The 21721-nt window shown below is 65.6% G+C and carries 22 protein-coding genes; 17 read left to right on the top strand and 5 right to left on the bottom strand.

Annotation, left to right across the window (positions count from 1 at the left end):
• Positions 1-6 precede the first annotated feature (6 nt).
• Entirely contained in the window at positions 7-1533 is a 1527-nt protein-coding gene (locus CXY80_RS16350; protein ID WP_092450846.1) for an SDR family oxidoreductase, read from the top strand.
• On the opposite strand, the gene CXY80_RS16345 is transcribed toward CXY80_RS16350, so the two are convergent.
• Both CXY80_RS16345 and CXY80_RS20535 read right to left on the bottom strand, forming a co-directional pair.
• The gene (locus tag CXY80_RS16345; protein ID WP_104133101.1) at positions 1534-1833 is read right to left on the bottom strand and encodes a type II toxin-antitoxin system PemK/MazF family toxin; all 300 of its coding nucleotides are present in this window, start codon (positions 1831-1833) and stop codon (positions 1534-1536) included.
• Between the two features lie 2 nt (positions 1834-1835).
• Entirely contained in the window at positions 1836-2072 is a 237-nt protein-coding gene (locus CXY80_RS20535; protein WP_092450850.1) for a YlcI/YnfO family protein, read from the bottom strand.
• 110 nt (positions 2073-2182) lie between these two features.
• Here CXY80_RS20535 and CXY80_RS19580 point away from each other — a divergent pair, with 110 nt between their 5' ends.
• From CXY80_RS19580 to CXY80_RS16320, 5 genes are all read left to right on the top strand, one after another.
• The gene (locus CXY80_RS19580) at positions 2183-2359 is read left to right on the top strand and encodes a hypothetical protein (protein WP_158251686.1); all 177 of its coding nucleotides are present in this window, start codon (positions 2183-2185) and stop codon (positions 2357-2359) included.
• A 114-nt stretch (positions 2360-2473) separates the two neighbouring features.
• Positions 2474-4042 (top strand): ATP-binding protein, encoded by a 1569-nt coding sequence (locus tag CXY80_RS16335; RefSeq protein WP_104133100.1) that lies wholly within the window; start codon positions 2474-2476, stop codon positions 4040-4042.
• 190 nt (positions 4043-4232) lie between these two features.
• On the top strand, positions 4233-6779 hold the full coding sequence (gene pepN / locus CXY80_RS16330; RefSeq protein ID WP_104133099.1) for an aminopeptidase N: 2547 nt from the start codon (positions 4233-4235) through the stop codon (positions 6777-6779).
• A gap of 203 nt (positions 6780-6982) precedes the next feature.
• Positions 6983-8113 carry a mechanosensitive ion channel family protein gene (locus CXY80_RS16325; RefSeq protein WP_104133098.1) on the top strand — a complete coding sequence of 377 codons (1131 nt, stop codon included), beginning with the start codon at positions 6983-6985 and terminating at the stop codon, positions 8111-8113.
• Positions 8114-8140: 27 nt separating this feature from the next.
• Positions 8141-8602: a globin gene (locus CXY80_RS16320; protein WP_104133097.1), complete on the top strand. Its 462-nt coding sequence runs from the start codon at positions 8141-8143 to the stop codon at positions 8600-8602.
• 156 nt (positions 8603-8758) lie between these two features.
• Here CXY80_RS16320 and CXY80_RS16315 read toward each other — a convergent pair whose 3' ends face one another.
• On the bottom strand, positions 8759-9253 hold the full coding sequence (locus CXY80_RS16315) for a MarR family winged helix-turn-helix transcriptional regulator (RefSeq protein WP_158251685.1): 495 nt from the start codon (positions 9251-9253) through the stop codon (positions 8759-8761).
• A 91-nt stretch (positions 9254-9344) separates the two neighbouring features.
• Between CXY80_RS16315 and CXY80_RS16310 the strand changes: the two genes are divergently transcribed.
• The 7 genes from CXY80_RS16310 (at position 9345) to CXY80_RS16280 (ending at position 15874) form a co-directional block, all read left to right on the top strand.
• Positions 9345-10025: an NADPH-dependent F420 reductase gene (locus CXY80_RS16310; protein WP_104133199.1), complete on the top strand. Its 681-nt coding sequence runs from the start codon at positions 9345-9347 to the stop codon at positions 10023-10025.
• A gap of 12 nt (positions 10026-10037) precedes the next feature.
• The gene (locus CXY80_RS16305; RefSeq protein WP_104133095.1) at positions 10038-11093 is read left to right on the top strand and encodes an LLM class flavin-dependent oxidoreductase; all 1056 of its coding nucleotides are present in this window, start codon (positions 10038-10040) and stop codon (positions 11091-11093) included.
• A gap of 96 nt (positions 11094-11189) precedes the next feature.
• Complete coding sequence (locus CXY80_RS16300) at positions 11190-11810, top strand: PadR family transcriptional regulator (protein WP_104133094.1); 621 nt, start codon at positions 11190-11192, stop codon at positions 11808-11810.
• The gene (locus CXY80_RS16295) at positions 11807-12496 is read left to right on the top strand and encodes an ABC transporter ATP-binding protein (protein ID WP_104133093.1); all 690 of its coding nucleotides are present in this window, start codon (positions 11807-11809) and stop codon (positions 12494-12496) included. The genes CXY80_RS16300 and CXY80_RS16295 overlap by 4 nt, the downstream gene beginning before the upstream one ends.
• Positions 12493-14655: an ABC transporter permease gene (locus CXY80_RS16290; RefSeq protein ID WP_104133092.1), complete on the top strand. Its 2163-nt coding sequence runs from the start codon at positions 12493-12495 to the stop codon at positions 14653-14655. The genes CXY80_RS16295 and CXY80_RS16290 overlap by 4 nt, the downstream gene beginning before the upstream one ends.
• A gap of 171 nt (positions 14656-14826) precedes the next feature.
• Complete coding sequence (locus CXY80_RS16285) at positions 14827-15297, top strand: DUF1772 domain-containing protein (RefSeq protein ID WP_104133091.1); 471 nt, start codon at positions 14827-14829, stop codon at positions 15295-15297.
• 43 nt (positions 15298-15340) lie between these two features.
• Complete coding sequence (locus CXY80_RS16280) at positions 15341-15874, top strand: DUF488 family protein (protein WP_104133090.1); 534 nt, start codon at positions 15341-15343, stop codon at positions 15872-15874.
• Between the two features lie 13 nt (positions 15875-15887).
• Here the strand turns inward: CXY80_RS16280 and CXY80_RS16275 are convergent, their stop codons facing one another.
• The gene (locus tag CXY80_RS16275; protein WP_092450880.1) at positions 15888-16529 is read right to left on the bottom strand and encodes a DNA-3-methyladenine glycosylase; all 642 of its coding nucleotides are present in this window, start codon (positions 16527-16529) and stop codon (positions 15888-15890) included.
• Between the two features lie 113 nt (positions 16530-16642).
• Here CXY80_RS16275 and CXY80_RS16270 point away from each other — a divergent pair, with 113 nt between their 5' ends.
• Positions 16643-17308: a hypothetical protein gene (locus CXY80_RS16270; RefSeq protein ID WP_104133089.1), complete on the top strand. Its 666-nt coding sequence runs from the start codon at positions 16643-16645 to the stop codon at positions 17306-17308.
• 5 nt (positions 17309-17313) lie between these two features.
• Here CXY80_RS16270 and helR read toward each other — a convergent pair whose 3' ends face one another.
• Entirely contained in the window at positions 17314-19479 is a 2166-nt protein-coding gene (helR, locus tag CXY80_RS16265; protein WP_233195429.1) for an RNA polymerase recycling motor ATPase HelR, read from the bottom strand.
• A 105-nt stretch (positions 19480-19584) separates the two neighbouring features.
• Between helR and CXY80_RS16260 the strand changes: the two genes are divergently transcribed.
• The 3 genes from CXY80_RS16260 to CXY80_RS19575 all read left to right on the top strand — a co-directional run bounded on the left by CXY80_RS16260 (position 19585) and on the right by CXY80_RS19575 (position 21535).
• Entirely contained in the window at positions 19585-19986 is a 402-nt protein-coding gene (locus CXY80_RS16260; RefSeq protein ID WP_092450884.1) for a hypothetical protein, read from the top strand.
• A 14-nt stretch (positions 19987-20000) separates the two neighbouring features.
• On the top strand, positions 20001-20492 hold the full coding sequence (locus tag CXY80_RS16255) for a DUF6194 family protein (RefSeq protein ID WP_104133088.1): 492 nt from the start codon (positions 20001-20003) through the stop codon (positions 20490-20492).
• A gap of 422 nt (positions 20493-20914) precedes the next feature.
• Entirely contained in the window at positions 20915-21535 is a 621-nt protein-coding gene (locus CXY80_RS19575) for an META domain-containing protein (protein ID WP_158251684.1), read from the top strand.
• Positions 21536-21721: the final 186 nt, after the last annotated feature.

The raw sequence follows: 21721 nt of genomic DNA, 5'->3' as shown, positions 1-21721 counted from the left end.
TCGCGGATGACCACCGCGCCCCCCACCACTGCGCCCACCAATGCGAGTGCGGCCGAATCGAGTGCGGCGGCCCCCGAATTCGCCGGAATCGACCCGCACGACCTCGAAGTGACCCTGCGGGTGCTCGCCTCGCTGCGCGACGTGGACCCGGACAGCGCCGACTTCGTCACCGTGCGCCAGGCGACCGCCAAGATGTTCAAGTCGGTCAAGATGTCCAGGCGTCTGGAGAAACGCGCGGTTATCGCCGACGCCGATCGCAGCGTCATCGCCGCCACAGCGACCGGCGCCCCGACCCGCATCGACGACGAGACCCGCGGCGCCCAGCTCTCCCTCGGCACCAGCGCGGCGACGGCCGGCGAGCTGCTCGTTCCGCGCGCCTGCTATATCTGCAAGCAGAAGTACACCGTGGTCGACGCGTTCTACCACCAGCTCTGCCCGAGCTGCGCCCTCTCGGGTCACGCCAAGCGCGACGCTCGCACCGATCTCAGTGGCAAGCGGGCGCTGCTCACCGGCGGCCGCGCCAAAATCGGCATGTACATCGCGCTGCGCCTGCTGCGTGACGGCGCTCACACCACCGTCACCACCCGGTTTCCGCGCGATGCCGTTCGTCGCTTCGCGGCGATGGACGATTCGAAGGATTGGCTGCACCGCCTGCGCATTGTCGGTATCGATTTGCGTGACCCGGCCCAGGTGATCGCGCTGGCCGATTCGGTTGCGGCCCAGGGTCCGCTCGACATTCTCATCAACAACGCAGCGCAGACCGTGCGCCGCTCGCGCGGCTCGTACTCCCCGCTCGTCGAGGCCGAGGAATCTCCCCTGCCCGACGGGCCGCTGCCCGAGATCGTGTCATTCGGGCACACCAACGATGCGCATCCGCTCGCCCTGGCCGCGTCGGTCTCCGGTCACCCGCTGCTCGCGGTCGCGTCCGGTGCCGGCGCCCTCACCGCGGATGACCTCACCCGGCTGGCCCTCGCGGCGGGGTCCTCGTCGCTTGAGCGACTCGCCGCTGGCACCGCGATCGACGCCGGCGGTCTCGTACCCGACCTGCACTCGCGGAACAGCTGGACCGCGAACGTCGAAGACGTGGACCCGCTCGAGATGCTCGAGGTGCAGCTGTGCAACACGACCGCACCATTCTTGTTGGTGAGCCGTCTGCGGGCCTCGCTCACGGCATCCGCTGCCCGCCGAACTTACATCGTGAACGTGTCGGCGATGGAGGGCGTGTTCGGTCGCGGGTATAAAGGACCGGGCCACCCGCACACCAACATGGCCAAGGCCGCGCTAAACATGCTCACCCGCACCAGCGCCAAGGAGATGCTCGAAGACGGCATTCTCATGACGAGCGTCGACACCGGCTGGATCACCGATGAGCGTCCGCACCCGACCAAGGTGCGCCTGGCCGAGGAGGGCTTTCATGCCCCGCTTGACCTGGTCGATGGCGCGGCCAGGGTGTACGACCCGATCGTGCGCGGCGAAGCCGGCGAAGACCTCTACGGCGTCTTTCTCAAGGACTACCAACCGGGCGCCTGGTAGTCAGTCGAGGTCGAATGCCGCGGCGATGGCGGCACTCAGCCGCACCTCTTGTTGGGGCAGCAGAAAGCCAATCTGGCGGCCGAGGCTGGCGACCGGAATGGTCACGACATTGTCACAGCTCACCGCGCAGTCCTGGTCGAGGCCGTTCGCGGGGCCCACCGGGACTTCGGTCGACAGGCCCCGCACGGTACTGGTGATCGGTGCGACGGTAATTCGGGTGAGGTGGGGGCGCACGAGTTCGCGGGTTAGAACGAGGACCGGCCGGGCCTTGTCGAGGTGCGCTATGTGAATTGCCCGCATCGTTAGGCGAGGTCAGACGGAATACTCGCGCCAAAGCTGGCGAGTTCGTCCAGATCGTCGGCTTGAGCGAAACGGTCGGTCAGAATGCGCACGTCGTGCAGGGCGAGTTCGCGTCGCCGTTCTCGTTCGAGAGCTCGAGTAATCACGGAAGCACGGCTACTTTCCCGCCCTTCACCCACCGCCTGGTCAAGGTATTCCACTAATTCGTCGGGCAGGCGCACCGCTATTTGTCGGCTCATTTCCTGAGCATACCATTATGGGATCCATTCAGGTATGCTCTCTTTTTGGCCACGGAATATCCAGGAAAGCACAGTTCATGCGGCAAAATGCCCGCTGCTAGGCTGACCGAATGTTACGCCGCAGTCGCATCGCGCCGACCGTTCTTCTCGCCATCGTGGCGCTCAGCGGATGCACCGCTCAGCCCCCGGCAGAACTGTCAGAATCGCCAGCGACGATCGCACCGACGACAGCGGCGGCAGCGGCGGTGAGCGGCGGCAGCGGCGGTGAGCGGCGGCAGCGGCGGTGAGCGGCGGCAGCGGCGGTGAGCGCCTACACCTGTGACGACATTGCCACCCTCGGTAACGTCGCCGAGGCAGTCATCGCCCAGTCCCGCTAGCTACCCGATCGAAAGGACTTATTCATGACCGAGGACACTTTCGACCGAGACGTCGTACGTTCCTTCAAACAGTTCATGGACCGCGTCGTCGCCAACGCGGATGACCGCGGCCGGTCCGCGCTGTCACCGCTCGGCGAGAAGGTCACCGAGCACCTCGGCGCTGACGCGTCGACCTTGCCGGTCGTGTCTGAGACCCTCGCCGATCATCGACTGGTGGATGCCGATATCGCCCTGACCGGCCTCAGCGGCCCCGACCCTGATGCATTGCTCGGCGTATCCGGCGGCCAGCAGCGGTTTCACTCCACCCTTTCCGAGCTCGTGGCCAGCCCGTTCCAGGGGTTCGGCCCCGGTCCGGTGGACTACTCGGCCAGGGCGACCGGTCCGACGTCGACCCGTCAGGTGGTCTCCTTCGGACTCCGTCTCCTCCACTTTGACGGACAACCGCTTGCGGTGCTGCAGCGCGCCGCGAACCCGCAATTCGGGCGAAACACCGCCGAACTCGAAATCATGGCGGTCGCGCCGGAGATCGTGAACGCCTTTCTGACTCACCTGCGCGAGCTCATGATCGAGCACAGCGTGCTGCGCGGGCAGGTGCTCTCATTCGTGCAAACCGAATACGGGTCCGGCGCCGGAATCACCTTTCTGGAACGCCCCCTCGTGCCCGCTGCGGCGATCGTGCTGCCGGAGGGCATCCTCGGCACCATTTCCGACCATGTCATCGGAATCGGTGAGCAACGCCAGGCGCTGCTCGCCGCCGGCCAGCACCTGAAGCGCGGCGTGTTGCTCTACGGTCCTCCCGGCACCGGCAAAACCCTCACCGTGCGCCACCTGCTGAGCGAAACACCGGGCATCACGGCCGTACTGCTCACCGGGTCCAGCATCGTGCACATCGCTGCAGCCGCAGAGATCGCGCGCACCTTTGCGCCCTCCATCGTCGTGCTCGAAGACATCGACCTGGTCGCGATGCAGCGCCACGCCACGCCGCAGCCGCTGCTGTTCGAGGTGCTCGACGCTCTCGACGGACTCGACGGTGACGCCGATGTGGCCTTCGTCATGACCACCAACCGGGTCGAAGTCCTCGAGCGAGCCCTCGCCGAACGGCCCGGCCGGGTCGACCTCGCCGTCGAGGTGCCATTGCCCGCGCTGGCAGAACGCGAGCGGCTGTTCCGCCGCTATGCCGAGGCCCTGCCGTTCGGCCCGGCCGCGCTTGATGCGGCTGCCCTGCGTGCGGAGGGCGTGACCGGGTCCTTCGCGAAGGAACTCATCCGCCGTGCCGTGTTGCGCGCCGCGCTCCGGTCCGAACCCGTTGACGACGACGATTTGCAGGTCGCCCTCGACGATTTGTTGTCAGCGGGTGCGGCCCTGACCCGGCGACTCCTGGGCACAAGCAGCGGCGAAAATGAGCGCTGGCAGCCCGATGATGAGCCAGGCGACGGGCCGAACGGCGGCAGCTACGTTCCACTGCACGGTGCGGCGGCCGTAATGACGCGCCAATTCGCCTCCTTCAGGGCGAGCGGTAGCACCCCGCCAGTCACGGTCAAGCCACCCGCCGACGTCCCGGGCGCACCTGACCATACCGACGAAACTCACTGACCGGCACTGACCGGCACCGACAGACCCTGACGAGTTGTCGCCGAACCTGCAGATCTTTTGCTCACTCTCACCAGGATGACCAAAGCCACGCCCTAGCCAGCGCGGCAACCAGTCATGGTTAGGCTTAAGGGGTGCGATGGCGCCACGAGCGCCAAAGCCTCACAATCGTGAACCGAATTGGAGAACCAAGTTGCCTGGAGAAAATCTCACCCGCATCGAAGCCCAGGAGCGCGCCGCGCTCGTGACCGTCGCGAGCTACGACGTCGTGCTCGATCTCACTACCGGTCCAACCACCTTTGGCAGCACCACCACGGTGCGCTTTATTGCGACCCCCGGCGCCTCGACCTTCATCGATGCCATTACTTCCACGGTGCACTCGGTGACCCTCAACGGCGGGGCGCTCGACCCGGCCGTCGTGAGTGACGGCATCCGTATTCAACTGGACGGCCTGCAGGCCGAAAACGAGCTCATCGTCGTCGCCGACGCGCTGTACACCAACACCGGAGAGGGCCTGCACCGCTTCGTCGACCCGGTCGACAACGAGGTCTATCTCTACAGCCAGTTCGAGGTGCCCGACTCTCGCCGCGTCTTCGCCGTGTTCGAGCAGCCCGACCTCAAGGCGAAATTCGCTTTCACCGTCACCGCGCCGAGCAAGTGGCAGGTCGTGTCCAACTCAACCACCCCCGAGCCGACCGACGCCGGCAACGGTGCCAGCACGTGGGCGTTCGCACCGACCCACGTGATCTCGAGCTACATCACCGCCCTCATCGCCGGCCCATACGCCGTCGTGCGCGGCGAACTCGTTTCGAGCGACGGACGCACCATCCCGCTCGGTGTGTTCAGCCGCAAGAGCCTCAGCGAATATCTCGACGCCGACTACATCCTCGAGAAAACCCGCCAGGGCTTCGCCTACTACGAGGAGAAGTTCGGCTACGCCTACCCCTTCGACAAGTATGATCAAATGTTCGTGCCGGAGTTCAACGCCGGCGCCATGGAGAACGCCGGCGCGGTTACCTTCACCGAAACGTACATCTTTCGTTCCAAGGTAACCGACGCCATCAAGGAACGCCGCGTCGTCACCATTTTGCACGAGCTCGCCCACATGTGGTTCGGCGACCTCGTCACCATGACCTGGTGGAACGACCTCTGGCTCAACGAGAGCTTCGCCGAGTGGGCGTCGACCATCGCCACTGCCGAGGCCACCGAGTGGCATGAAGCCTGGACCACGTTCGCCGTCATGGAGAAGAGCTGGGCCTACAAGCAGGACCAGCTTCCCTCGACCCACCCGGTCGTCGCCACAATTCGCGACCTCGACGATGTGCTCGTCAACTTTGACGGCATCACCTACGCCAAGGGTGGCTCTGTACTCAAGCAGCTCGCCGCCTGGGTCGGCATCGACGCGTTCTTCACCGGCGTCGGCTCCTACTTTCAGAAGCACCAGTGGGGCAACACCGAGCTTTCCGACCTGCTGGTCGAGCTCGAGGCTGCCAGCGGCCGCGACCTCAGCGGCTGGGCCCAGCTCTGGCTCGAGACCGCCGGCGTCAACACCCTGCGCCCAGAGATCGCCGCGGACGAGACGGGCACGATCACCGGCTTCACTGTGCTGCAGACTGCGGCCGCCGACTACCCCACGATTCGCCCGCACCGCCTCGCGATCGGTTTCTACACCTTCAACGACGCGCAGAAGCTCGTGCGCACGCATCGCGTCGAGCTTGACGTTGACGGTTCGACAACGGATGTCCCCGCTCTCGTCGGCCAGAAACGCCCAGACCTGATTCTGCTCAACGACGACGACCTCAGCTACGCCAAGGTGCGCCTCGACCCGGTTTCGGAGGCCGTCGCGCTCGAGCACCTCTCGGCTATTGAGAGCCCGCTCGCCCGCGCCCTGGTCTGGGGTTCGGTCTGGGACGCCACCCGCGACGCCGAAACCACGGCCCGCGACTTCGTGCGCCTGGTGCTGAACAATGTCGCCACCGAAACCGAGTCGACCACGCTGCGCACCGTGCTTGGCCAGGTCGTGCTCACCGCGAGCTACTACGTGGCGCAGCCGTACCGCGAAGCCGTCACAACCGAGGTCGCCGATGCACTCTGGGCGCTCGCACAGGGCGCGGCGGCGGGAAGCGATGCCCAGTTCCAGTTCGTGAAGTTCTTCGCCTCCGTCGCAGCCACCCCCGCGCAGCTTGAGAACGTGGCTGCGCTGCGTTCGGGCAGCACCGTGCTCGATGGCCTGACCGTCGACACCGACCTGGCTTGGGAGCTGCTCACCGCTCTCGTGGCCGGTGGCCGCGCTGACGCCGCTGAGATCGACGCGGCCCTCGCGGCCGACAACACGGCGACCGGCGCACAGTCGGCTGCCCTGGCCCGGGCCGCACTGCCCACTGCGGAGGGTAAGCTCGTCGCCTGGTCGTCGCTGATCGATGTTGATACGGCTGCGACGACCATCGTGCGCACGACGGCCGCGGGGTTCCTGCGGGTGAACGACTCAGGCCTGCTCGAGCCGTTCGTCTCGACCTACTTCGAGATGCTGCAGCGAGTGTGGGAGGCGCGCAGCTTCTCGATCGGCGAAAAGCTCGTGATCGGCCTCTACCCGGCACCGCTGAACAACCAGGCCCTCGCCGACGCGACGAAGACCTGGCTCGACGCGAACCCCGAGCCGGCCGCTCTGCGTCGCCTCGTGGTCGAGAACCTGGCCGGAGTCGAGCGCTCGCTTCGCGTGCAGGCTCGCGACGCCGAATAGTTAGCACCAACGAGCACTGCGAACCCCGCGACCAGCCAGGTCGCGGGGTTTTCGCGTGCGCCGACGCGTTCACAGCCAATCGAGAGGATGCCGCTGCCTGCGTTCTCTGCACCGGGTTGCGCTGGCCGCGTGGGTGATCGGTCACCAGCGACCGGGGCTACCTCCCGGGTACCGCCGAGGCCCCTCGGTAGACTGGCTTGGATATGAACTGGGAAACTTTCTGGGCCAACCTCGCCACCTCCATCGCTGATATTCCGTGGACCGATTACGTCGGAAAGATTTTCGCCATTGCGGCAATTATCGTCGTCGCCTTCGCACTGCGCTGGGCTCTGCAATTCGTGATTCGCCGGGTCGTGCAACAGATCGTCTCTGGCGTCAAGAAGAACCAGAAGGTCGACGACACCCAGGCGCTGAACGTCTCCCCCCTGGCTGCCGTGCGCGTCGTGCAGCGCTCGCGCACACTCGGCGCGGTGCTGGCGAACATCGTCAACGTGTTCATTCTGATCACCGCACTGTTGCTCATCGTCACGACCCTGAACAAAGACATCCTCGGCTCCTTCGCGCTGCTGACCGCGGCGATCGGCGCCGGCCTCGGTTTCGGTGCTCAAAACATCGTCAAGGACATCCTCAACGGCTTGTTCATGGTGGTGGAGGATCAGATCGGCGTTGGCGACATCGTCGACGTGGGATTCGCATCCGGTGTCGTCGAAACGGTCGGAATTCGCATCACGCAGGTGCGCGATGTCGACGGAACGCTCTGGTTCGTGCGCAACGGTGAGATTCTGCGGGTCGGCAACATGTCGCAGGGCTGGGCCCGCGTCATCATCGACCTCGCCATCCCCTACAGTTCCGACGTGGAGGCCGTGCAGGACGAGCTGCTGCGCGTCGCCAGTGCCCTGGCCTCGAGCCGCAAGTGGCGCGCCTATATCCTCGAAAAGCCGGAGATCTGGGGCCTCGAGTCGATCACCGCCGAAGCCCTCGTCACCCGGCTAGTGGTCAAGACCCGGGTCTCGGCCAAGTGGGACTTCGCCCGCGATCTTCGCCTGCACATGAAGAAGGCCCTGGACGGCATGGGCGTTCCGCTGACCCCGCTCAACAGCGTCGTCATGACCACCGGCGACGGCACCATCGACGGCTCGACCGTTGAACCGGTCGAGGGTGCCCTCGACGCGGCCGAAGAGGCCGCGGCAGCCGTGCCCGACGTCGTAGCCGGCGTGCGCACCGGTCCGGTCGCGGTGCGGAAGCCCCGCGGGCCGCGCAAGGCCAAGCCCAAAGACGTGCCGGCTCCGATGAAGGCACCAGACCCCGAAGTTCGCGGCGACGGCATTGACTGACCCGTACCGAAGAGAAAGCTGCACCGAATGACCTCTGAACGACACCCGACCGATCAGCCCGCCACCCCCGCCGGCGTGCACCTGCGCGATGGCGAGAACGGCCCTGCCGCGGTGTCGACGTTCTTCGACGAGGTCGGTGGAACGCCATTCTTCGAAAGGCTCGTGCACGATTTCTATGTGGGCGTTGCGACCGACCCGGTGCTGAAGCCGATGTATCCCGAAGAGGATCTCGGCCCGGCCGAACACCGGCTGGTCATGTTCCTCGAGCAGTTCTGGGGCGGTCCAGGCACTTACAGCGAGCAGCGCGGTCATCCGCGTCTGCGCCAGCGGCACCAACCGTTCAAGGTCAATCCGGATGCCCGCGACCGGTGGCTGGGCCACATGAAAGTCGCCGTGGGCGCGGCTGACCTGCCACCGCTGCAGCAGGGCATCCTCTGGGATTATCTGGAACGTGCAGCTTTCGCGATGGTGAACAGCTTCGAGGACTAGGTGTACCGAGCCGACGGCGATAGCTCCACGGTGCTCGGTGCGTTCGGGCAACGACTTGGTTTTGGGGTTTTACGAGTACCTCGGCTACGAGGACGCCAGCGTGCAGGTGCGCTCCAAATGGTTGATCCAGCCGACAAACTAACCGGGCTGGGCCTGTTACTGTGCGAGCGACTCGGCGGCCGCGCAGGGGCTCGCCGTTGGATCGGCGCGGTGCACGCTCGTGGCCAACGCGCCGAGCAGCCCGGCCAGCCGGTGGGCGTCATCGTCGTCCATTCCGGAGAGGATGCTGGCTTCCACAGCGGCAACGCGCGTCTCGTACCGAGTGAGCACGCTCAAGCCCTCTGTTGTGGCCCGAATCTTTCGGGCCCGACGATCGGTGGGGTCGGGAATGCGTTCCACCAGCTTGGCGTCCACCATGCCGTCGAGCAGGTAGGTCAAGACCGTGCGATCGATGGCGAGGTGCGCCCCGATGGCTTGCTGGGACGGCAGGTCTCGGTGAATGACGGTCGACAGCACCTGATAGCAGCGCACTCCCCCGGGCAGCCCCACGACAGCGGTCTCCAGCTGACGCTGATAGCCGCGCAAAACCATCGCGAGGTTCCACCCCAGATCTCCCGGCACGGTGGCCGGCAGAATCGATTCGGAAGTCATGCCAGCCATCCTATCCCAAACCATGCGGTTGCATAGATATTCTTAGCGTCATATGATCTGTAAAGCATCATATTTCGACGGGAGCAGCGCGATGAGCAGTCAAAGTGCCAGGAGCAGTCAGCACACCACCACCATCGGCATTCTGGGCGCCGGGCGGGTCGGAACAGCTCTGGCTCGGCAGGCGCTGAAAGCCGGTTACCAGGTGTGCATCGCGACCACGCAGCCCGCGGCGGACAACGCGCTGCTGGTGGACATTGTGACCCCCGGGGCGGTGGCGGTGAAATCAAGCCAGGCCGCGGCATCCGATCTGGTGGTACTCGCGATTCCACTGCACAAGTACCGCACGCTCAACCCCGGCGAGCTCGCCGGCCGAATCGTTATCGACGCGATGAACTATTGGGCACCGGTCGACGGCGTGTTCGATGATTTCGAGCGCGACTCGCGCACAACGAGCGAGGTCGTCGAAGAGTTTCTGCGCGATGCCCGGGTGGTGAAGTCGCTCAACCACATCGGTTACCACGAGCTCGAAGAAGACGATAGGGCCGCGGGCGCGCCGATGCGACGAGCGCTCGCCCTGGCCGGTGACGACCTCGAAGCCAAGGCAGTCGTCGAAAGTTTCATCGACCGACTCGGCTACGACGCGATCGATGCCGGCCCCCTCGCCGCCGGCCGCTCGTTTGAGCCGGCCACCGAGATCTTCACCGGCAGTCACACCGCGAACCAGCTTCGCGCCCTCATTCAGAAGGCCCGTCCGCTCGCGGTCGCTGCCTAAGCCACTCACACAATGGAGAACACCTTGGAAATCGGCGCCTACAGCTTCGGTGACACTCAACGGGGCCCCGACGGCAGCTCGCGTTCCACCGCGGAGGCGATCAAGAACCTGTTCGACGCCATCGTGCACGCCGACCAGGCGGGGTTGGACTATTTTGGCATCGGTGAACACCACACCGTCTCCATGCCCGCCTCATCACCCGGCGCGATCATCGCCGCGGCCGCTGCGGCGACGACTCGGATCAAACTCGGCAGCGCCGCCAGCATTATTGGAACGGATGACCCGGTGCGGGTGTTCCAGCAGTTCGCCACGGCAGACGCCATCTCCGGCGGCGGCCGCATCGAGATCACGGCCGGCCGCGGCTCCTCGGTCGAGACCTTTCCGCTGTTCGGCTACGAATTGAACGACTATGACGAGCTCTACGCCCAGAAGCTCGACCTGCTGCTCACGCTCAACAACAGCTTCACGGAGAACGTGACCTGGTCGGGAACCGCGCGTCCCTCGATCCCCCAGCTCGACGTCGTGCCGCGTCCGGTGCAGGGCTCCCTGCCCATCTGGATCGCCACCGGCGGCAGTGCACCGTCGTCGGCCCGGGCCGGGCGCCTCGGCCTCCCGCTCGCCTACGCCATCATCGGCGGGCAGCCACACCGGTTCGCGCCCCTCGCCAATCTCTACCGGCAGTCAGCGGCGCAAGCCGGCCACAGCGGCGACAACATCAAAGTCTCGGTCGCCACCTTCGGCCTGGTAGCTCCGACCAAGAAGGAAGCGGTCGAGCGGATGTATCCGGGCTGGGTCAACCTCAACGTGGAGATGGGTCGGCTGCGCGGCTGGCCAGCGCCGCAACGAGGTTCCTACCTGGCCCAGGTCGACGCCCCCAATGCCTACTTCATCGGCGACCCGGACGACGTTGCTGAACGCATCGTCGACCTGCACCGGCACCTCGGCCACATGCGGCACTTTTTGCAGGGCGACCACGGCGGGCTCCCCCAGGAACACCTGCTTGAGTCCATCACCCTGCTCGCCACCGAGGTCAAGCCACGCGTGGAACGGCTGCTCGCCGCTAAATAGCAGCAGACCGATCCGGTCCGAAAACAGTTCTCCCACACTCCCTAGAAGTAATGTATAGTCGCCATACATATACTCGCCAGTGATTTAGGGAGCGCGATGTCGGTAGCGATGAGCCTCCTGGCCATGGTGGCGCAGGGACCCCGCTACGGCTACGAATTGCGGGCCGAGTTCGATCGCAGAACCAGCGCGCAGTGGCCGCTCAACATCGGCCAGGTCTACAAGACGCTGGATCGCCTGGAACGCGAAGGCCTGGTCGAGAAAAGTGCGAGCACGGATGCCGATGGGCACGTCTACTATGCGGCGACGCCGGCCGGCCAGGACGCGTCGCGAACCTGGTTGCAGCAGGCCGATCCACTACCCTCGGCCGCGCGCGATGATCTCGCGATCAAGCTCGCCATTGCCGTGACCCTGCCCGGTGTCGATGTGGCCGCGCTTCTGCGTGCGCAGCGCCACGCAGCCATCAGTCGGCTGCAGGAACTCACCCGCCAGACGGGTGGCGGTCCCGTTCTGACCGCGCAGGATCTGGCCACCCGCATCGTCAGCGACGCCGCACTCATCGCGGCGGAGACGCAACTGCGCTGGCTCGACCAGGTATCCGCACGCGTTCGCGACGCACTGGCTCGGGGCATTCCCCTCACCGTTCCCTTCAACACCGAACGGCCCCGACGTGGACGTCCCCGCTCGACCTCCTCCATACCCTCGAAGGAACCACGATGACGCAGGCTCTGCAACTGATCGACGTCTCCCGCGACTTTGGCTCCGGCGCCCTGCGCGTGCGGGCCCTCGAAAACGTCAACCTCACCGTGCGGGCCGGTGAATTCGTCGCCGTGATGGGGCCGTCAGGTTCGGGTAAGTCAACCCTGCTCGATATTGCCGGCGGCATCGAACGACCCAGCCAGGGCGATGTGCTCATCGACGGAGTATCGCTCGGTTCGCTCGATTCCAACGCCCTGGCCATGGTGCGGCGGCGATCAGTCGGGTTCGTCTTTCAAAAGTACAACCTCATCCCGATTCTCACGGTGCTGGAAAACGTTGCCGTTCCGATGGAGCTCGATGACTGGCCGCGCGGGCGAGCGCTCGAGGCGGCGCGTCAGGCACTTGACGAACTCGGCTTGCAGGGCGTTGCCGATTTTTACCCGGAAAATCTGTCGGGGGGACAACAACAACGAGTCGCGATCGCTCGGGCAACGGCGGGAAGCCCCCGACTGATTCTGGCCGACGAGCCGACCGGCGCCCTCGATACGGTCACGGGCGAGGCCATCGTGCGCCTCATTCGCGACCGAGTCGACGCCGGGGCGGCCGCCATTGTGGCTACCCATGACCATCGGTTGGCAGCCTGGGCAGATCGCGTCTTCACCCTCGAAGACGGCCGCCTGTATGCCACGGAACAGGCTCAGCGATGAAATGGCTGGGACGCTGGCGGTTCGCCGGTCGGATCGCCGTGCGGGACATCCGTCACAATCGCCTGTCGGCTGCGCTGAGTGTGATTGCCATGGCGATACCGGTCAGTGCGGTGGTGGCCGTGGCGGTCGTTGCACCGAACGTCAGCCCAGTATTCGACGACGGCACGAGCTCCGATTCTGGGTCGGCCGCCGGCATGATCGCGGTGGCGGCGTACTTCGCCGTGCTGGCCCTGCTGCTCGTGGGCGCAATGGTCGCGGCCGCGATGATCGTCTCCGTGCGTCGCAGCGAACGGATGCTTGCCCTCCTCGCTGCTACCGGTGCGCCGCGAAGCATGCTCGCGCGCGTGATGACGGCACGGGGGCTTATTTTCGGAGCCGTGACGGCCGGCACCTCGGTCGTGATCGGGATCGCCGCGGGCAGCACGATACTCCTGGCCGGAGGCACCGTCATCACCCGAATCGACGTTGTTGCCATCGTTCTGGTCGCCATCGCGACCATCGGGGTGGGCTGGTCGGCGTCGCTGACAGCGGCGGTGCGGGCATCCGGAATCAACGTTTCCACGGTCTTGCGAGATGCCCCGCGGCCGGCGCGATCAACGCCGCACGTAGCCCGAGCCGGCCGCATTGTGATGCTGACCGGTCTGGGCGCTCTGCTGCTCGGTTCTGCGCTCGGGATTGCCGGGCGCGCTCTGCCCGCAGGGCTGTTCGCTAATCTGCTGCCGTACCTGAGCGGAATGCTGGCTGCGCCAGCCGCGATCACGATTCTGGTCGGCGCACTTCTCGCGTTTCCCGCCGTGATTCGGTGGGTCGGTCGGGTGCCAGCACTCCTTCCCGGCGCGGCCGGACTCGCAGCGCGCACTGCGGCTCGGGACGCGGAGCGAAGCGGGGCGCGTTCGGGCGCTGCCGCGGCATCCATCATGCTCGTGACCTTCCTGGTCAGTTCCTATCTCACATTCTTTTCCGCGAACGATGCGTGGTCGGTCACCGACCACGACTGGCAACTGCAACGAGATCAGGTCGCTGTCGACCTGATCGTGCACGAGCGCGGGAATCCGAGCGAGCGTGGAGTCGTCGACAACCCAGAAGCCGTCGCCTCGGCCGTTTCCGACGGTGTCGATGCGACCGACGTACGAGTCATCGATGGCGTTCTCGGCCCCTTCTGGGGAACGCCCGTTGACGACGATGAAGGCTATAGCGGTCGTCAAGCAATGATCTTTCCGCCGGATGGACTCCCCCAGCCCCAGATTGCCACCGACGGCATCTGCGCCCAATCGTTCGAGCAAACCGGTGTCAACGAATCGCTCTGTGCGCCGGGGCCCTACGAACAATTCGAACTTTCACCGACCCGACCCACGATCTGGGTCGGCGATGCTGCCGACCTTGAGCTTATTTTGGGCCAGACGACGGATGCTGCCACCCGCGCTGCCCTCGCCGCTGGCACGGCCATCGTGCTCGATCCCCGCTACCTGGCCACCGACGGCAGCGTCACAATTCACTGGTGGGGCGCGAAGCAGTTCGTCGCGGAAGATGAACCGGGCGAGTTTTTGCCTTCCGGTACGCCGCTGAGTTCCGTGCGCCTGGACGGCATCACCGTGCCGATGGACCATCAAGTCGGGTACGGACTTTTCCTGAGCCCGTCCGCGGCCGATGTGGCGGGGCTCGTTCCATTGCCCGCTCGCGTTCTGGCACAAGCGCCGCCTGGCCTGAGCTACACCACGGTCTATGCCACCGATCTGCGCGTCTTCTCGGAGTATCTATTTCTCGAACTCGAAACGGGGCCGAGCACCGGTGACCGAGCCTGGTTCTGGGGCGCTGTCATGCTCGCAACCGGTCTGGTGCTCGCGATCGCGATCGCAGCGATCGGGCTCTCCCGCAGCGAAGGCCGCCAAATTGACCGGACCCTTGCCGTACTCGGCGCGGCCGACGGACTGCGCCGACGGATCAACGGCTGGTACGCCCTGTTCGTCGTCGGCACAAGTTGCCTGATCGGCACCTTCTGCGGAGTGCTTCTGGTCCTCGCCTTCTCTGTGGCGATGTTCTCGCCGCCCGTCATCCCCGTTCTTGCACTCGCGATCATCGGGCTCGGCGTGCCGCTGGTCGTCGCGCTCGCTGCCCGCATCCTTCCCGTACGCTCACAGACGGATGCGCGCCGCGGCTGAGCCCTAATCCCCCAACGCAATCGGATGGGGCGTGCGCCTGCCTGCACTTGGATTGCCGTCGCGGGGCGGCGTGCGATTTACTGGGGTGATGACCACAACGGATGCCGCAGCACGCGCCAGAGACACCGGCGCGCATCGCCCGCCACGACCGAGCCGCCAAAGCCAGGTCCGATGAGCGCGGTCGAAGTCGCCCTGACTATTGCGGCAGCACTCGGGGCCGGCCTGACCGGAGGCGTCTACCTGGCTTTCTCCTTTTTGGTTCTGCCCGCCTTCCGCACGCTTCCCGCTGCGCCCGCCGTGTCCGCCATGCAACGCATTAACGTGAGCGCGGTTCGAGCACCGTTCATGACGGTCTTTTTTGGCGGCGCCGCAGCATCCGTTGCTGTGATCGTGGTGCAACTCACGTCAGACGTGCCTGCCGGACCCACGCGAATCCTTGGAGCGGTTCTGGCCCTGGCCGCCGTCGTGATCACCGTGGTGCGCAACGTTCCGTTGAACAACGCCCTCGTGAGCGTCGACGCCAATTCACCCGGCCTGACGGCTGCCTGGCAGTCCTTCGACCGGAGCTGGTCCCGGGCCAACTATGCGCGTGCCGCCGTGTCCGTCGCTGCCGCTGTCGCTCTGATTTTTTCGCTCACCTGACCGGCAACACCGGGTCAGCGAGCACCTGCGGTTAAATGGGACCATGGCCGGAACCTGCGTGTACACGATCGGGCATTCGACGCATCCGCTGGATGAGTTCGTTGGAATGTTGAAGGCCAATGGTATCGAGCGGCTCATTGACGTGCGCAGCGTGCCGGGGTCTCGTCACAATCCGCAATTCGGGGAGAGCGAACTCGTCACCAGCATGCCGGCGGCCGGTATCGACTACCAGCGACTCACCGCGCTCGGCGGGTTACGGCATACCCCGGTCGCAGCGGCAACGATCAACGGCGCGTGGCGCAACAAGAGCTTTCGTGCCTACGCCGACTACATGCAAACCCCCGAATTCGTCGGCGGCGTCGACGAATTGATTGCGCTGGCGAGCACGCAGACGGTGGCCATCATGTGTGCAGAGGCCGTGCCCTGGCGTTGTCACCGATCGCTGATCGGAGACGCGTTGCTCGCGCGCGGACTGCAGGTGGCCAACGTGATGAGTCGCACCTCCACCACGCCGCACACGCTGACCAGTTTCGCAAAGGTCGAAGGTGACCGCGTCTGGTATCCGCCCGAAGATTAACTCTCAGGCCAGATTACTGGCGGCCCGGTTTGTAGGCCGAGACCGACGAGGCATCCGCTACCCAAAATCGCCAGGGGAAGTTCGTCGCGCTGCCGCCGGGCCCGCTGACGCCCACGCGTGGTCCGGTCAGATGCGGCAGCATCACCGGGTCGTCAGGCACAAAGAATGTCCATTCTCCGCCGAACAGATCGTCACCATCGTTGGCCAGGGTCGCCCCGAAGGCTTGGGCAACACAGCCAGGCCCTCGCGCCAAGCTCCGATCGAGAAGCGGAACTTTTCGTGGCTTGCTTTCTCGGCGGCTGCGGGCGATGTCGGCTCCCTGCAGCACGTCCCCGGCCCTGATGAGGCAACCGTAGGGCTGGCCTGGTTCTCCGGCGACGAGGTTCAGCGCGTGGTGCATTCCGTAGGTGAAGTAGCAGTAGAGGTGCCCGGCTGGACCGAACATGGTCTTGTTCCGATTCGTCATACCCCGATAGGAGTGCGCGCCGGGGTCGCGTTCACCGGCGTACGCCTCGACCTCGGTTATTTGAATGGCTACAGTGCCGTCGTCATCCGTGCGTTGCAGGATGCAGCCGAGGACTTCCGGTGCGAGTTCGAGCACCTCGCGGGCAAAAAATGCCCGGTCGGCGGGGTGGAATCCCTCTGGCACGTTCACTCCAACAGTGTACGCAGGTCCCTGGCACGATAGCGTGGGTCGTGGGTGAAGCGGGGTTGTTCACCTCGACAGTTCTGGGGGCTCTTATCCGTAAATCATTTGCTTTAATCGCCATGCTCGCTCTGGCCGGTGCCTTGTCGGCCTGCACCGCCGCATCACCCCCAGCACCACCGACCGTCGAACCGGTAGCGTCCGAAACAGCGGCAGCAGAGCCCTCCCGCATTCTCATCGGTGCTGAGACCACCGACGTCGTTGATGAGGGCGGAACCGTGCTGCTCTCACTCCGCTATTCCGAGAACGGTGACGAAGCCGTGGCGGCCGTCATCGACCTTCTCGGCGAGCCAGAAGCCACTCATCATCAGGATGGCTCCAATCACTACCCCGAGATGGATGGGACGTCGTGGGGCGGTTTCGACGTCGTGGTGAACCGTTACCGGAGCGAGCGACCGTCCACCGACGCGGCCATCCCCTACCTGCCCGCATTTAGCGTGCAGGCCACGGCGGCCACAACAGCCGGTGGCATGGCCATCGCCTCGGTCGACGGCACAAGCGTCGGAGATGACTTTGACGCTGTCTCTGCCGGGCAGGATGCGAACCGGGTGCACGTTGACGACCTCTTCGGCGTGCGCTCGGTGGCGCTCGACCTGCCCACCTCATTCCCCGGCAACGTCGTCGATCCCGGGATCGACATGGCCTACGGCGTCATTGGCCAAGCCGGTCAGGGATCAAGCACCATCACCAAAATCGTCGCACCGAGTTTTCTGTTCTCGCAGGCCTAGTTCAGTCACTGGGGGGTCGTCAGGATCACCAGTTGCTGCGTGGCCCGAGTCATCGCGACGTAGCGGTCGACCGCTCCCTCGATGCCGGTGCCGGTGCCGGTGCCGGTGCCGAACGATTCCGGGTCGATGAGCACGACCAGGTCGAATTCGAGCCCCTTCGCCAGCTCCGGCGACAGCACCTTCACGCGTGAGTTCGGCGGGACGGTCGTCAGTTCGCCGATGATACAGGCGGTGCCATCGACGTGCTCGGCCAGCCAGCGCCCCAGAATCGATTCCAACGCTGAAACGGATGCATGCTCGACCGCAATCCCGCTGCTGCGGATCGACGTGGGCACGTTGGCATCGGGCAGCACCGAACGGATGACCGGCTCGGCCTCCGCCATCACCTCCTGCGGCGTGCGGTAGTTGATGCTGAGCGACGCCAGTGTGACGGTATCGAGCCCGATGCGAGCCAGCCGTTCCTGCCACGACTCGGGGAACCCGTGCCGAGCCTGCGCCCGGTCGCCGACAATGGTGAAGCTTCGCGACGGGCAGCGCGCCAGCAGCATTTGCCACTCGGCGTCGGTGAGTTCCTGCGCCTCGTCAATAATGATGTGCGCAAACGGGCCGGCCAGCAGGTCAGCATCAGCGCTCGGCAGTGCGGCATCATCGACCAGGCTGTTCTGCGCATCCTGTCCACGCAGCATCGACATTAGCTTCAGCTCGCTGTCGTCACTCTCGATGAGATCGTCGACGACCCGCGCCATCCGTTCCTGTTCGACGGCCAGGGTGGCTTCACGGCGACGCTGGCGCCGGGACTCCTCCGGGTCGCCGATGCGCTGTCGGGCCGCGTCGAGAAACGGGAGGTCGGCGCGGGACCAGGCGCGAGCATCCGTTCGCTGCAGTGTCTGCACTTCAGCCGAGGTGAGCCAGGGAGCGCAGAGTTTCAGGTAGGCCGGCACCGACCACAGGTCGGCGACCACGCCGGCCGGGTCGAGCAGTGGCCACGCCCGAGTGAAAATGCCGGTCAGCTCGTCATTCTGCGCGAGGGATTTGCGCAGCAGGTGCGGCGGCACGTCGTCGTGCTTGTCGATCAGGATGCTGAGCAACTCTTCCCAGACCTCATCGCGCGCTTCATTGTGCGGCGTGCCGGCGTCAGCCGCGTCGAACGCGTCGGCCCACTCGGCGGGGCTCAGCCACACATCGGACCACGGCGTCTCCACCAAAAGCGCCGCGGTGGGTGGCCGTTCATACCAGCGCACCGCCGCTTCAATCGACTTCACCAGCAAAGCGGATGCCTTCAGCCCGGCTGCTCCCAAATCGGCCTCGACCACGGCCGCAGTGCCCTCGGCGACGAGGTCGCGCAGGGTGCAGGTCTGCACGCTGTCTTCGCCGAGCGCGGGGAGCACATCGGCGACATAGGCCAGGTACGGCTGGTGCGGACCGACCACGAGTACCCCGCCCCGACCGTCGCCGAGGCGCGGATCGGAGTAGAGCAGGTACGCGGCACGGTGCAGGGCGACGACGGTCTTGCCGGTGCCGGGCCCGCCGTCCACGACAAGGGCGCCACGGGATCCGGCTCGGATGATGGCATCCTGATCGGACTGGATGGTGCTGAGCACATCGCGCATGCGGGGCGACCGACTGCTGCCGAGGCTCGCGATGAAGGCGGATTGATCGTCGAGCGCGGCGTTGGATTCGAGCCCGTCGGGGGTGAAGACTTCGTCCCAGTAATCGGTGATCTGACCGCGGGTCCACCGGTAGCGGCGGCGGCTGGCCAGTCCCATCGGGGTCGCATGGGTCGCACCGAAGAATGGTTCAGCGGCCGGGGAACGCCAGTCGAGCAGCAGGTGCCGACCGGCAGTGTCGGTGAGGCCGAAGCGGCCCACATAAACGGGCTCCTGGTCGTCGGTACTGACCATGCGGCCGAGGCAAATGTCGACGCCGAAGCGTCGCAGCACCCGCAGGCGGGCCGTCAGCCGGTGGATCTCCAGGTCGCGGTCGAGGGCGGCCTGCCCCGTGCCCCCGCGGGTCAGACGCTGGGCGTCAAGCCGATTGGACACCTCGATGATCTGCTGCTCGAGGGTCTGCCGAATGGCGACAAAGTGCTGCTCGTCGACGCTGATCAGCGTGGACTCGCGCTTGTGGGCGAGGCTGCCGGGCAGGTTGAACGCGGTCGCTGTGAGGTTCACGACACCAATCCTTTCGTGGCTGCGCGTGCGCCACCTGAATGTCAGCAAGAACAGTCGCGGTTCTATTCCGTGACGCGTGCGATGGCAGCGTCTATTCTGTGCGGCATGACTCGCTTTGTGATCGACGTGCCGACCCTGCTGCACATCGTGGCGACCGGCCTGCGTGTCGACGCGAGCCATCATCTCGTCGCGCCCAGCGTCATCCGTGCGCAGGCGCTGGCCCTGCTGTTTGCGGCCGTACGTGCCGGGGACCTGACCGAGGAGCAGGCGCTCGAGCAGCACTTGCGCCTCACCGAACTGAAGAGGCGGCTGCTCGGCGACCGGGTATCGCGCCGCGCCGAATGGCGGATCTCGCGCGACCACGGGTGGGAGAACATGCACGATGCGGAATATATTGCGGTCGCCCGGTTGCAGGCCGACGCTCTGGTCACCGTTGACCCGGCGTTCGCGGCGAAGGCCGAAGGTCTCGTACCGTTCGCCGGTCTCGACGCGCTGACCGCGGTCTAGGCATTGTGGAAATCATGACACTCGAGCAGCTTCTGCACACGATTCGCGCCTTCGACAACGTTTTTGACCTCGCACCGGTTGAAGGCAGCGATGCTCCCGAGATCGCTTGGGGCGATCACTTCTTCTACTACGCGCCCGATGCCAACATCCCCAAAAGCGTGCAGCCGTACGCCACGATTGTGACCAAGGACTATCCCGGCGACGAGCACTCCCGCCTGAATCCAATCGGTCGGTGGCGGGTGAGTATCCAGGTCGGCCCGGCCAAATTTACCGCCCTCACCGGTGAGACCACCGGTGACTTCTCCGCCCGGGATTTCAGCGTTGCGGACGTGATCATGCCGCATCCCGTCTACGGTGCCTTGGGCTGGATCGCGGTCGTCAACCCTGGTCCCCGTACAGAGAACACGGTCATCGACCTGCTCCACGCGGCACACGACGACGCGCGACGACGACTCATACGTCGATCAAGCCTGACTGCTGAGGGCGAGTCTGCCACGGATCGCTGAGTTGGGTCGTGCCCGCGCAGGCGAGCAGCCGCGGCGCTGGACAATCCGGCGGGCACTCGGCCATGATCAAAGGCATGGGGATTACGTCAGGAACTCCGAAGGGAACCGCTTCGCAGGGGGCGACCAGGTCGCGACGAGCGCGGTCGTGGCCGATGGGTTTCGGAACGGCCCGACGGCGCGGGCGTGAGGCAGCGAGCCTGGCTGCCGTGCTCGTACTTGCGTTGACGGCCTGTGCGCAGGCTCCACGAGGACAGGTTGAGCCGACTTCGGACTCACCGCCCCCGACCAGCCCTCCTACCGGCGCGGAATCTGCCGCGATTGGATTGGTCAACATCTGGCGCGTTTCGGGCGCAGCGGGCGAGGCAGCCGCTACCTGGTTACGGATGGACGTCCCGGAGTTCCAGCTCTGGCGAGACTGCGGCATGATCCAAGGCTCGTGGCGGGCGAGCGAAAACCTGCTGCTTGCCTCCACGTACAGCGCCAGCGGTGAGTGCGTCACCGGGACCACCTTGCCACGAGTCGCCTGGCTCGAATCTGTCACCGGGTATCGGGCTGCCGGCGCGGGCTGGGAGCTCACCGCTGCGAGCGGCGCAGTGGTCGCCACCCTCACCATCGATGGCAAGCCCGATGCGATTCCGACAGCGGCCGAGTTCTACACCGAGCCGCCCGTCATCACGGAGGCGATGCGCGAGACGTTGCGATTACCGGCCTCCCTGCCGCCCGAATTCACCCCGGCAACGCCTGACGGCCTCGTCGGACGGTGGGTCCCGATTTCTCCCAGCGGCGCAACCGATCCGCACGTACTGTTTGCGGCGGACGGTACGTGGACGGGCTCCGACGGCTGTAATGGTGGGCAGGGCCGCTGGGCCGCGGACGGGCACGGCGCGCTCCTCGCCACAGCCGGCGCATCGACCCTGATCGCGTGCGAAGGCGCGCCGGTGCCGTCTTGGGTGTCCGAGGCCAGAGTGGCCGCCGTCGATGGTGGAGTACTGCGGCTCCTCGACGCGGTCAGGGCAGAACTGGGGCAGCTCAAGCGATACTAATCGTCCCGCACGATTCGATCACGATCATGAAGCCGCGAGCGTGCGCGCCGTGCAGGGCATAGTGTTTTGCTATGTCAACACCGACGCGCACAGCTGAGCCGAAGCTTCGATGGGTACTGGCAAGCCTGCTGATCATTGCCGTCAATGTCGTGCTTCTAGGCACCCGCACGGGCGAGTGCACGGACT

This window comes from Cryobacterium sp. M91 (assembly GCF_002929615.1).
In the GTDB taxonomy this organism is placed as follows: Bacteria; Actinomycetota; Actinomycetes; order Actinomycetales; family Microbacteriaceae; genus Cryobacterium; species Cryobacterium levicorallinum.
This window is presented reverse-complemented; position numbering and strand designations above follow the sequence as displayed.